The sequence below is a fragment of the Bradyrhizobium sp. USDA 3315 genome (assembly GCF_054056795.1).
Genome location: NZ_JBSRYP010000001.1, coordinates 3,099,293 through 3,110,785 on the forward strand (window position 1 = coordinate 3,099,293; position 11,493 = coordinate 3,110,785).

11 protein-coding genes are annotated in these 11,493 nt (G+C 64.3%); 8 read left to right on the forward strand and 3 right to left on the reverse strand.

The genetic code is table 11. The annotated features are described in order from the left end of the window. The first annotated feature begins 169 nt into the window (after nucleotides 1–169). Both zigA and ACVIYL_RS14215 read left to right on the forward strand, forming a co-directional pair. Nucleotides 170–1,375, forward strand: coding sequence for a zinc metallochaperone GTPase ZigA (gene zigA, locus ACVIYL_RS14210; RefSeq protein WP_456778891.1), 1,206 nt, complete (start codon nucleotides 170–172; stop codon nucleotides 1,373–1,375). Nucleotides 1,376–1,546: 171 nt separating this feature from the next. Next, complete coding sequence (locus ACVIYL_RS14215; RefSeq protein WP_456778892.1) at nucleotides 1,547–2,695, forward strand: DUF3095 domain-containing protein; 1,149 nt, start codon at nucleotides 1,547–1,549, stop codon at nucleotides 2,693–2,695. A 244-nt stretch (nucleotides 2,696–2,939) separates the two neighbouring features. On the opposite strand, the gene ACVIYL_RS14220 is transcribed toward ACVIYL_RS14215, so the two are convergent. From ACVIYL_RS14220 to ACVIYL_RS14230, 3 genes are all read right to left on the reverse strand, one after another. Beyond that, on the reverse strand, nucleotides 2,940–3,383 hold the full coding sequence (locus ACVIYL_RS14220) for a DUF2147 domain-containing protein (protein WP_456778893.1): 444 nt from the start codon (nucleotides 3,381–3,383) through the stop codon (nucleotides 2,940–2,942). Nucleotides 3,384–3,644: 261 nt separating this feature from the next. Continuing rightward, nucleotides 3,645–5,030: an MATE family efflux transporter gene (locus ACVIYL_RS14225; RefSeq protein WP_456778894.1), complete on the reverse strand. Its 1,386-nt coding sequence runs from the start codon at nucleotides 5,028–5,030 to the stop codon at nucleotides 3,645–3,647. Between the two features lie 136 nt (nucleotides 5,031–5,166). Beyond that, complete coding sequence (locus tag ACVIYL_RS14230; protein ID WP_456778895.1) at nucleotides 5,167–5,697, reverse strand: GNAT family N-acetyltransferase; 531 nt, start codon at nucleotides 5,695–5,697, stop codon at nucleotides 5,167–5,169. A gap of 139 nt (nucleotides 5,698–5,836) precedes the next feature. Between ACVIYL_RS14230 and ACVIYL_RS14235 the strand changes: the two genes are divergently transcribed. From ACVIYL_RS14235 to tolB, 6 genes are all read left to right on the forward strand, one after another. Next, a complete protein-coding gene (locus tag ACVIYL_RS14235) occupies nucleotides 5,837–6,436 on the forward strand; it encodes a superoxide dismutase (protein WP_456778896.1) in 600 nt (199 codons plus the stop codon). A 245-nt stretch (nucleotides 6,437–6,681) separates the two neighbouring features. Beyond that, the gene (crcB, locus tag ACVIYL_RS14240; protein ID WP_456778897.1) at nucleotides 6,682–7,068 is read left to right on the forward strand and encodes a fluoride efflux transporter CrcB; all 387 of its coding nucleotides are present in this window, start codon (nucleotides 6,682–6,684) and stop codon (nucleotides 7,066–7,068) included. A gap of 674 nt (nucleotides 7,069–7,742) precedes the next feature. Beyond that, on the forward strand, nucleotides 7,743–8,456 hold the full coding sequence (gene tolQ / locus ACVIYL_RS14245) for a protein TolQ (protein WP_016846954.1): 714 nt from the start codon (nucleotides 7,743–7,745) through the stop codon (nucleotides 8,454–8,456). 34 nt (nucleotides 8,457–8,490) lie between these two features. After that, nucleotides 8,491–8,958 (forward strand): biopolymer transporter ExbD, encoded by a 468-nt coding sequence (locus ACVIYL_RS14250; protein WP_016846953.1) that lies wholly within the window; start codon nucleotides 8,491–8,493, stop codon nucleotides 8,956–8,958. Between the two features lie 30 nt (nucleotides 8,959–8,988). Next, complete coding sequence (locus ACVIYL_RS14255) at nucleotides 8,989–9,921, forward strand: cell envelope integrity protein TolA (protein ID WP_092080736.1); 933 nt, start codon at nucleotides 8,989–8,991, stop codon at nucleotides 9,919–9,921. A gap of 37 nt (nucleotides 9,922–9,958) precedes the next feature. Continuing rightward, entirely contained in the window at nucleotides 9,959–11,317 is a 1,359-nt protein-coding gene (gene tolB, locus ACVIYL_RS14260) for a Tol-Pal system beta propeller repeat protein TolB (protein ID WP_092080739.1), read from the forward strand. Nucleotides 11,318–11,493 lie beyond the last annotated feature (176 nt).

The window sequence follows — 11,493 nt, forward strand, 5'->3', positions numbered from 1 at the left end:
GGATTTCGCTGCGCTCCATCCGGGCTACGCATTCCTAAAACTGGCAGGCTGACTGCGCCGCCCCGGCGCTTGACAGGCCGCGCCTCATTGATGTTATGTTATAACATAACATCAAGCGAATGCCCCATGTCCCGCCGCCGCCGATCCCTCCAGCAACTGTTTGATCTCGATGCAAAAACTCCCCGTCACCATCTTGTCCGGCTTCCTCGGGGCTGGAAAGACCACTTTGCTGAACCACGTCCTGAACAACCGCCGCGGTCTGAAGGTTGCGGTGATTGTGAACGACATGAGCGAGGTGAACATCGACGCCGACCTCGTTCGCGATGGCGGTGCGAACCTGTCCCGGACTGACGAAAAACTGGTCGAGATGAGCAATGGCTGCATCTGCTGCACCCTGCGCGACGATCTGCTGAAGGAGGTGCGCGCGCTCGCCGAGAGCGGCCGTTTCGATTATCTCCTGATCGAATCGACCGGCATTTCCGAGCCGCTGCCGGTCGCCGCGACTTTCGAGTTTCGCGATGAAGATGGCCAGAGCCTCTCCGACATCGCGCGGCTCGACACCATGGTCACGGTGGTCGACGCCGCCAATCTCCTGAAAGACTACGCCTCGACCGATTTCCTCAGCCAGCGCGGCGAAGCGCTCGACGGCGACAAGCGCACGCTGGTCGATCTGCTGGTCGAGCAGATCGAGTTCGCCGATGTCGTGGTGCTGAACAAGATCGATGCCGCGACGCAGGCAGAGCGCGAGGCCGCCCGCACCATCGTGCGTGCGCTCAATCCCGACGCCGACCTGGTCGAGGCGAATTTCGCAAAGGTCCCGTTCGACCGCGTGCTCGACACCGGCCGCTTCGACCACGAGCGCGCGCAGCAGCATCCGCTCTGGCACAAAGAGCTCTATGGCTTTGCCGGGCACGTGCCGGAGACCGAGGAATACGGCATCACGAGCTTCGTCTACCGGGCGCGGCGCCCGTTCGATCCGCTGCGCTTCCACGCCTTACTGCGCGAGAGCTGGCAAGGCGTGATCCGCGCAAAGGGCCATTTCTGGATCGCGACGCGCCCGGATTGGTGCGGCGAGCTGAGCCAGGCCGGCGCCATCGTCCGCACCGAAGGGCTCGGTTCGTGGTGGGCCGCGATCCCGCGCGAGCGCTGGCCGGATCATCCGGACTGGCGGCTGATGATGCAGCGGAGCTGGAACGATCTCTACGGCGATCGCCGGCAGGAGCTGGTCTTCATCGGCTCCGGCATGAACGAGGACGACATCCGCCGCAGGCTCGATGCCTGCCTCGTCACCGGCAGACCGGGCATGGACCCGCAGGCCTGGGCCGGGCTGCGCGATCCGTTTCCGCCGTGGAGCAGGGCAGGCGAGGCGGCGTGAGACAGTCACCGTAGCCCGGATGGAGCGGAGCGCAATCCGGGGTCTCCCGCCGCTTGAGAGGTTCCCGGATTTCGCTGCGCTCCATCCGGGCTACGCTTCTAAAACCGGTCCCAACCCGGGCCGTATCTGCTAGAGAATCCCGCATCAGGGCGGAAACGGCGCGGCGTTGCGATGGCTGGCGGCAGCGATATCTTCTACGGCGGCATTCCGGTGTTTCGCGGCTTCGCGCGGCTGATGGACCCCGCGCTGTATGCGCCGTTGCCGGATGACTGGACGGTCGGCGTCGCCGATATCGTGGAATCAACCAAGGCGATCGCGGCACAGCGCTACAAGGCGGTCAACATGGCCGGCGCCGCGGTGGTCGCCGCCGTCACCAATGCGCTGGAGGGCCGCGAATTCCCCTTCGTGTTCGGCGGCGACGGTGCGAGTTTTGCGGTCGCGCCCGCCGATCTCGACAAGGCACGCGAGGCGCTGGCGGCGACCGCGCGCTGGGTGCACGACGACCTCGATCTGGTGCTGCGGGTGGCGCTGGTGCCGATGGCGGCGATCCGCGCCGCGGGCGCCGATGTCCGCGTAGCGCGCTTCGGGCCGTCGGCCAATCTGTCCTATGCGATGTTCTCAGGCGGCGGTCTTGCTTACGCCGATGCCGCGATGAAGCGCGCCGAGTTCGCGGTCGATCCGGCGCCTCAGGGCACGCAACCCGATTTGTCCGGCCTGTCCTGCCGCTTCGAGGTGATGCCGTCCGCGCGCGGCGTCATTCTGTCGGTGCTGGTGCTGCCGGCGAAGAACGCCGATCCCGCGTCCTTCCGCAAGGTGATCGAGGATATCGTCGTCCGCGTCGAGAAGAGTCCCGATGCCGGACGGCCGGTGCCCGCCAGCGGACCGCCGCTGCACTGGCCGCCGCAGGGAATGGAGTACGAGGCGCGCGCACGGCGCCGCGGCCCGCTCGCGCTGCGGCGCGCCGCGGTGCTCACATTCGCGCTGTGGGCCTATACGCTGATGCGGTTCAACATCCCAGTCGGCAAGTTCGCGCCGAAACGTTATCTGCAGCAGGTCGTCGAGAATTCAGACTTCCGCAAGTTCGACGACGGCCTGCGCATGATCCTGGATTGCACGCCGGAGCTCGCTTCCGACATCGAGCAGCGCCTCGCCGCCGCCGCGGCGCAGGGCATCGTGCGTTATGGCCTGCACGAGCAGGATGCCGCGATGATGACCTGCTTCACCCCGTCGGTGATGCGCGCCGACCACGTCCACTTCATCGACGGCGCCCGCGGCGGCTACGCCTCGGCCGCGACGGTGCTGAAGGCGCGCGCGGTGTAGCAATTTTTCTCACCTCTCCCCGCTCGTTTGCGGGGAGAGGTCGGACGCCACGCCTCGCGTGGCTTCCGGGTGAGGGCAGGCAATGAGTGGCCGCAAGGAGATATTCATCCGACTCGCGAGATCGACGGTGAGCTGACTACAATTCAGATATGGCTACGCGGATAGAGCCCCTCACCCCAACCCTCTCCCCGCAAGAGCGGGGCGAGGGAGCACGGTCCCGTCGCGGTTGCCGCTCGGCTCAGAATTACCGCCCCACCCGCGTCCAGGTCTCGCCGCCGCACAGCGCGCCGACGCAGCCTTCGACGCGCAGCGTACTCTCGCCGGTCACCGAGATGCTGCTCGCATAGGTGCCGCCGTCGTCGGCGTTGTAGATCTGGCCCGACCATTTGCCCGCGGCAACCGGATGCATGCCGGAAAACAGCGGCAGCCCGATGATCGGCCGGCTGGACAGCGACGGATTCGGATTCTTGTTGTCGAGCTGGGGCTTGCCGGTCATCGGATCGATCGGGTCGCGCAGGCTCACCACCACGCCGCAGATGCCGCCGCCGCATTTGCTGATCTTGACGCGGGCATCGCCGGCCTGGGTCTGCCAAACGCCGACCGGCTCAGGCGCGCCTTGCCCATGCGCGACGGGCACGGCAAGCACCGTCGCAATGATTGCGATCATGAATTCGAATCTGCAGGCCATGGCTTATTCCCCCAGAGCATGATCCGGAAAAGTGCGAAGCGGCTTTCCGAAAAGATCATGATCAAACAACAAGCTAAAGCGCGATGACGATTCGACCCAATCTCATCGCGCTTTAGTGGTCGGCCTGCATAACAAGTCGAAGAATTTCTGCAATGTCATATTCGCGCGATCAGGTGAGCGCGCTCCCAAAAAAAATCTGGTGCCTGTTTCAGGAGCAGTCATGCTCAGGCAACGCTCCGGTGCGAGGGCGCTGCGTCGTATTTATTTCCAGCGGGTCAGCCGGATCGAAATGATGGTGGCCAGGCCGAACGCCACCATTGCACCGCCGACCAGCGCAAACAGCGTCCACGCCGGGGCGCTCACGGTAGCGAGCCACCAGCCGCCGATACCGACCAGCAGCAGGCGGATGGTGCCGGCCAGCACCGGTCCGCCGACCTTGGCCGCGCCCTGCGAGGAGAAATAGAGACAGACGCCGACGCCGAAGAAGCCGAAGCCCGGGCCGGCCAGCGCGAAATAGGACGAAGCCGCGGCGGTCACGCCGGGATCGGTGGTGAACAGCGCAATCCACAGCGTCGGTTTGAGCGCGACCACAAGTCCGACGAAGCCAACGACAAGTCCGGCGACGGTGCCGGCGGTCCACGCCACCTTGCGGGCGCGCGTCACGAGTCCCGCGCCGATCGCCATGCCGACCATCGGCACCGAGGCGACGCCGACCGCGAACGCGATCGGGATCAGCAAAAACTCCAACCTCGAGCCCATGCCGTAACCGGCCAGCGTCTCGGTGCCGAAGCTGGCCAGGATCTTGGTGAAGATCAGGATGGTCAGCACGCTCTGCAGCGGCGACAGGCAGGAGATCGCGCCGACCTTGAGAATGTCGAGGAACATCGCGCGCTGGAAGCTGAAGGCGGCGAAGTCGAGCTTCAACCGGCTGCGGCCGGAGGCGAGATACCAGGCGAGGAAGATCGCACCACACGTGAAGGCCGTGAGCTGTCCGGCGGCGACGCCGCGCATGCCGAGACCGGGCATGCCGAACAACCCGAGACCCAGCACGCCGCCGACCGCGATCTGGATCATCGAGACCGTGATCAGAGTCATCGAGGGAATCCGCATGTCGCCGGTGCCGCGCACCACGGAGGCGAGCGTGTTGACCAGCCAGATCGAGATCGCGCCGGAGAACAGCACCTGCGAGTAATGCATCGACTGCTCGAGCACGCCGCCATGTCCGCCGAGCAGCGCATAGAAGTTTCGGCCGAAGCCCAGCATCATCACGGTGAAGAACAGTCCGGCGCATCCGCCGATGATCGCCGCATGCAGCGCCAGATCGGCGGCGCGGTCGCGGTCGCCGGCGCCGAGCGCGCGGCTGATCGCCGACGAGACGCCGCCGCCCATCGCGCCGGCCGACATCATCTGCGTCAGCATCGCGAACGGAAACACCAGCGCAATGCCGGCCAGCGGCTCGGTGCCGAGCCGGCCGATGTAAGAGGTCTCGGCCACCGCGACCAGCGTCGAGCCGAACATGGCGATGGTGTTCGGGATCGCGAGGCGAAGCAGCGTCGGCAGGATCGGCGCGGTCAAGAGGTCATTGACCGGCGTGGCGGGCGCGGCCGTGGCCGGCTGCACGTCGTCGATCGAGGCATCAATGGTCATGCGTCACGGCTCACTTCGCAAGCGGGAAAGGGGCGCACTGCGATCCAACGCCAGTGAACCGGGCTCGCAATCAATAAATGATGATCGACATGTTACGATGTTGCACCGATCATCGCCACCGCCGCCGATGCAGGGGTCACCACGGCAGGCCGCATAGGTCGATCTTGCCCTGGCGCGGCGCGCGGACGATGTCGTTGACGAACGGCGCCATCGCCTCAAAGCGGATCTGCCCGGAAGGCTGTTCGCAATAGACTTCGCCGCTGAAGGGATGCCAGCCGCGCGCTTGGTAGAACGCGAAATTGTGCGGCTCGCAGAATAAGATTGCAAATTTCACCGCGTCGTTGGCACGAATGGTGTGCACGGCGGCATCTAACGCCAGTGACGCATAGCCGCGCCGCCGGCAGTCCGCACGGGTCGAGACTCCGCCGATGCCGCCGACATGCACCTTGTGGCCATTCCAGGTGATGGTCCGGAAATAGATACCGACATGGCAGGCCAGCCCGCTGTCGTCGGGCGCATCCAGCAGTACGCGCAAATCCGCGTGGGCCCATTTGATGTCCGCCCAGACCGGCTTCTCGGCGGCATCCGGGCTCCAGACCGCCTGGAGCAGCGGCTCGGCGCGCCGCCACGACGCATCTCCGTTGAGAATGTCGATTTCGATGCTCATCGTCTGGGTCCTTGGTCTTGGTTCGGGCTGTGCCGATCTGTCATGGGCGATCCGAAAATGCGGTGTTTCTCCGCCATGGAACCTTCTATAAGGGGGGCCCGTTAAGTGTAGTCTCCCACCCTCTGTTGGACATTACCCCATGACCTTCACGCTACCCGATCTGCCCTACGCCCACGACGCCCTTGCTCCCTACATGTCCAAGGAAACGCTGGAGTTTCACCACGACAAGCATCACCAAGCCTACGTCACCAACGGCAACAACGCGATCAAGGGGACCGAATTCGAAGGCAAGTCCCTCGAGGAGATCGTGAAGGGTTCGTTCGGCAAGAACGCGGCCGTCTTCAACAATGCCGGTCAGCACTACAACCACATCCATTTCTGGAAGTGGATGAAGCCGAATGGTGGCGGCAGCAAGCTGCCCGGCCGGCTCGAGAAGAAGATCAATGAAGACCTCGGCGGCTTCGACAAGTTCAAGGCCGACTTCGCCGCTGCCGGCGCCGGCCAGTTCGGCTCCGGCTGGGCCTGGCTGCAGGTCAAGGGCGGCAAGTTCGAGGTCGCCAAGACCCCGAACGGCGAGAACCCGCTGGTCCACGGCGCGGTGCCGATCCTCGGCGTCGACGTCTGGGAGCACTCCTACTACATCGACTACCGCAACCGTCGTCCGGACTATCTGAAGGCGTTCGTCGAAAACCTCGTCAACTGGGATTATGTCGACGAGCTGTTCGGCAAGGCCGGCTGAGCGCTGCTTCGACCGTCGCATATTTCTTCACCCTCCCCTGAAAGGGGAGGGTCGTTTCGCATGCAGCGAAGCGAAATGCGAAACGGGGAGGGGTCATCTCTCAACACGAGCAGTCTCTCAATGGAGAGACTGTGACCCCGCCCCGCCGCTCATTTCATTCGCGTCGACCCTCCCCTTTCAGGGGTGGGTGATTTGAGTGTGCGGCAAGATGCGCCCTCACTCGACACACACCAGCGGGGGCATTGGTGGGTAACGCGGCAAGCTATCTCCTCGTCTTCTTCGGCGGCGGTCTCGGCGCGACGTTGCGCCAGCTGATCAACGTCACCTGCGCGCGCTGCATCGGCACCGCGTTTCCTTACGGCACCTTCATCATCAACATCACGGGCTCGACCGTGATGGGCCTGATCGCCGGCTATCTCGCCTTCAAGGGCGACGCCTCGCAGCCCTGGCGGCTATTTTTGATGACCGGCATCCTCGGCGGCTACACCACCTTCTCCGCCTTCTCGCTCGACACCGCACTGCTCTATGAGCGCGGCGAGCTCGGCCTTGCGGTGCTGTATGTCGCGGGCTCGGTGGCTCTCTCGATCGCCGGCCTGTTCGTCGGGCTCGCGATCGTGCGGCATTTGACGTGAGATGCGCTCGGTCGTCATGCCTCGCGGGCGCTCTCGCGCGCGCGTGCCGCAGGCAAGGCTTTTTACCTTTTGCACGGGGCCCCATGGGTGCGATCGGCACCCGGCTTTCCCTGCGCCCTTTGATCAAGGGAGGGCGGAATGAGATGCAAAGCTCGGACAAATCATGTCGCGAGAATGTGGATGTGTAACTCATAGACCGCGCCACACACGCAATGTCGTCCTGGCGAAAGCCAGGATCCATTACCCCAAATCTCAATTGTTGCGCGACGCCGGGGCCACGATCCGATTCATCACTGAATGCGGTGGTTATGGGTCCTGGCTTTCGCCAGGACGACGCGCGGGAGGAGTCGTCCGCTACCCCGCCATCCGGCGGCACCCCATTCATCTCCGGAACCCGCCAACCTCCCCGGCCGGCGGCATTTCCCGCCTCCAAATTTCCCTTTGGTAACCTCGCCTTAACCATGATTAGCGTTTGGTTAGGGTCGGAATGACGCGTGAAAAGCCCTCGTTTTGACATGTTGGCAGGGGAAGCAGGGCCCGGCTTTGGACGGGCCCCCATGCGACAGATGTAAGAGGCTCTCGCGCAGTTTTGCCGCGCCGGGCGCGCGGCCGTGGAAGGGGTGCCGATTGGCGGCCCGCCGAATTGGGACACTTGCGTTGAGAGGATATTGCCGATGAATCCCGCCGACGTGGCTCAGTCAACTCTGCCACTGGCATCGAGCGACGTGTCGCTGATCGCGCTGTTCTGGCAGGCCCATTGGGTCGTCAAATGCGTGATGTTGGGACTTCTGTCCTGCTCGGTGTGGGTCTGGGCGATCGCAATCGACAAGATCCTGCTCTACGCCCGCACCAAGCGGGCCATGGACAAGTTCGAGCAGGCCTTCTGGTCCGGCCAGTCGATCGAGGAACTCTACCGCGCCCTCTCTGCCAAGCCGACCCAGTCGATGGCGGCCTGTTTCGTCGCGGCGATGCGGGAGTGGAAGCGCTCCTTCGAGAGCCAGTCGCGGTCCTTTGCCGGCCTGCAGGCGCGGATCGAGAAGGTCATGAACGTCTCGATCGCCCGGGAGGTGGAGCGGCTGGAACGCCGGCTGCTGGTGCTCGCCACCGTGGGCTCGGCAGGCCCCTTTGTCGGCCTGTTCGGCACCGTCTGGGGCATCATGTCGAGCTTCCAGTCGATCGCGGCCTCCAAAAACACCTCTTTGGCGGTGGTGGCGCCCGGTATCGCGGAAGCGCTGTTTGCCACCGCGATCGGCCTGATTGCCGCAATTCCGGCGACTATTTTCTACAATAAGTTCACTTCGGAGGTGAACCGGCAGGCCGCGCGCCTGGAGGGGTTCGCCGACGAGTTCTCCGCCATCCTGTCCCGTCAGATCGACGAGCGGGGTTGAGTTAGATGATGGTCACTTTTGCGGGTGTGCGATCATGGCGATGAGCATGGCAGGGTCCGGCGGTGGCAGACGCCGCCGCGGCGGGCGCAAGCCGGTCATGGCCGAGATCAACGTCACGCCGATGGTCGACGTGATGCTGGTGCTGCTGATCATCTTCATGGTCGCGGCGCCGCTGATGACGTCGAACATCGACATCGACCTGCCGGTGGCGAGCGGCGGCAAGTCGATCTCGTCGAACCAGCCGCCGCTGACACTGTCGGTCAAGCGCACCGGCGGCGGCTGCAACTCGAATGTCGAGCTCTATCTGGGCGACGCGCCGGTCACGGCCGCCGATTTTCCGGCCAAGATCAAGGCGATCGGTGACGCCCGGTCGGATGCCGAAAAAGTGGTCTATCTGCGTGGCGACAAGGACGTCTGTTACACGGATATGATGAAACTGCTCGGGGAGGTCCGGGCCGCGGGATTCAAGGCGAATATCGTCATCATCCCGGAAGGCGGATAACCACCATGCCAAGGCACGGGGAAGCCTGATTTGAAGGTCAAGGTCGACAAGACTCTGGCGGCATCGATTGTCCTGCACGTCCTCGTGATCGGGTGGGGCCTCGTGTCGTGGTCGACCAAGGCGTACGTGATGCCCGAAGAGGAATCGGTTGCCGTCGACGTGATCTCGCCCGACCAACTCTCGCATGTCATGGCCGGTCAGAAGGACGGCAAGAAGGAGAATCCCAAGCCACTGGTCGACAAGGTCGCCGAAGCCAAGCCGGTCGACGACACCGTCGGTAAGGTCGAGGAGAAAAAGCCCCCGGTCGTGACCGACACCGCGCCGCAGCCGGCGCCGAAGGTGGAGAAACCGGAAGACAAGAAGCCGGATCCGCCGAAGAAGGTCGAGAACAAGCCGAAGGAAGAGCCGAAGCCGGTCGAGAAGAAACCCGATCCGGTGAAACCCGACCCGATCGCGGAAGCGATCAAGAAGGAAGAGAAGAAGCCGCCGCCGAAGCCGGTGCAGCAGGCCGCCAAGCCGCCGCCGGAGCAGAAGCCGAAGGATCGCGTGTTCGACCAGAGCAAGATCGCAGCCCTGCTCGACAAGCGTGACCCGACGCGCGCCGCGGCGACCGGCGATACGCTCAATGCCAATGCGGCGCTCGGCACCGCGAAGGGCAAGGCTGCCGACAATTCCGCGACCTGGGGCGCGATGTTCCGGCAGCAGGTCGAGCGCTGCTGGAAGAAGCCTTACGGTGGAATAGAGGCACAGATGGCAGAAGCCGTGTTCTCCATCCATTTGAAGCGCGACGGCACGCTGGAAGGCATGCCGGTCGTGGTAGGAAACGCGAAGACGCCTTATCTTCGGGTGTATCAGGAGAGCGGCTTGCGCGCGATCATCGAGTGCCAGCCCTATCGATTGCCTCCAGCATTCTTTGAGGAGTGGCAGTTCTTCGAGCCGGCCTTCACCGAGAGGCAGAGCTGAAATTGCACGCTACCGTTTACGAGCATGAGTTCGAACGATGATTGACAAGACCCGCTTGCCTCACACGCTATTCCGTCCGAGCCGCCGGCAGATCCTGGCCGGAATGGCGTCCGCCGGCGCGATGCTGGGCGGTCTCACCGGCCCCGCATCCGCCCAGAAGCGGATCACCATCACCGAGGGCGAGTTCGCGCCGGTGCCGATCGCGATCCCGAACTTCGCCGCCGGCACGCCTGGCGATGCCGAAGTCGGCGTCGGCGTCACGCAGGTGATCACCAACAACCTGAAGCGCAGCGGATTGTTCGCGCCGATCGATCAGGCCGCCTATCTCGAGAAGCAGATCAATATCGACGCGGCGCCGAACTTCAACAACTGGAAGAGCATCAACGCGCAGGCGCTGGTGACCGGCCGCATGACGCGCCAGGGCAACGGGCGAGTGAAGGCGGAATTCCGGCTCTGGGACGTCAACACCGGCCAGCAGCTCGCCGGTCAGCAGTACGACACCTCGGCCGAATACTGGCGGCGGATCGCGCACATCATCTCCGACCAGATCTATGAGCGCATGACCGGCGAGAAGGGTTATTTCGATACCCGCGTCGTGTTCGTCGACGAGAGTGGCTCGGCGGATCGCCGCGTCAAGCGCCTCGCGCTGATGGACCAGGACGGCGCCAATGTGCGCTACCTGACCCGCGGTTCGGACCTCGTGCTGACGCCGCGCTTCTCGCCGTCGACCCAGGAAATCACCTACATGGAATTCGGGCAGGGCGACCCGCGCGTCTATCTGCTCAACATCGAGACCGGCCAGCGCGAGATCGTCGGCAACTTCCCGGGCATGTCGTTCTCGCCGCGCTTCTCGCCCGACGGCCAGCGCGTCATCATGAGCCTGCAGCAGGGCGGCAACTCCAACCTGTTCGTGATGGATCTGCGCTCGAAGTCGATGACACGGCTGACCGACACGCCGGCAATCGACACCTCGCCGTCCTACGCGCCCGACGGTACGCGGCTGTGCTTCGAATCCGATCGCGGCGGCAAGCCGCAGATCTACGTGATGCCGGCAACCGGCGGCGGTGCACAGCGCATCTCGTTCGGCGACGGCACCTATTCGACGCCGGTTTGGTCGCCGCGCGGCGACTACATCGCCTTCACCAAGCAGGGCGGCGGGCAGTTCGCGATCGGCATCATGAAACCCGACGGCTCGGGCGAGCGCATCCTGACCTCGGGCTTCCACAATGAAGGCCCGACGTTTGCGCCGAACGGGCGCGTCGTGATGTTCTTCCGCGATCCGGGCGGCAACAGCGGCCCGTCGCTGTTCACCATCGACGTCTCCGGCCGCAACGAGCTGCGGGTACCGACCCCGGGCTTTGCCTCCGACCCGGCCTGGTCACCGCTGTTGTCGTGAGCTGGGTGCAGAGCTGCTCCGGGAACCTCGGCGGCAGTCGCGGCTTCTCACCTAGCGCACTGAATTTCATGGTGAATTCCGGCCGTCGTCCTAGCGCGGCAAGGACTTGCTAACGATGTTCGCTCAGAAAGACTTCACCTGCGATCAGTAAGAGTGCGAGCTGAAAAGGACGCGCG

Bases quoted from the DNA above. Each gene is read 5' to 3' on its own strand.
- zigA (WP_456778891.1), top strand. From the start codon at position 170: ATGCAAAAACTCCCCGTCACCATCTTGTCCGGCTTCCTCGGGGCTGGA.
- ACVIYL_RS14215 (WP_456778892.1), top strand. From the start codon at position 1,547: ATGGCTGGCGGCAGCGATATCTTCTACGGCGGCATTCCGGTGTTTCGC.
- ACVIYL_RS14220 (WP_456778893.1), bottom strand. From the start codon at position 3,383: ATGGCCTGCAGATTCGAATTCATGATCGCAATCATTGCGACGGTGCTT.
- ACVIYL_RS14225 (WP_456778894.1), bottom strand. From the start codon at position 5,030: ATGACCATTGATGCCTCGATCGACGACGTGCAGCCGGCCACGGCCGCG.
- ACVIYL_RS14230 (WP_456778895.1), bottom strand. From the start codon at position 5,697: ATGAGCATCGAAATCGACATTCTCAACGGAGATGCGTCGTGGCGGCGC.
- ACVIYL_RS14235 (WP_456778896.1), top strand. From the start codon at position 5,837: ATGACCTTCACGCTACCCGATCTGCCCTACGCCCACGACGCCCTTGCT.
- tolQ (WP_016846954.1), top strand. From the start codon at position 7,743: ATGAATCCCGCCGACGTGGCTCAGTCAACTCTGCCACTGGCATCGAGC.
- ACVIYL_RS14250 (WP_016846953.1), top strand. From the start codon at position 8,491: ATGGCGATGAGCATGGCAGGGTCCGGCGGTGGCAGACGCCGCCGCGGC.
- tolB (WP_092080739.1), top strand. From the start codon at position 9,959: ATGATTGACAAGACCCGCTTGCCTCACACGCTATTCCGTCCGAGCCGC.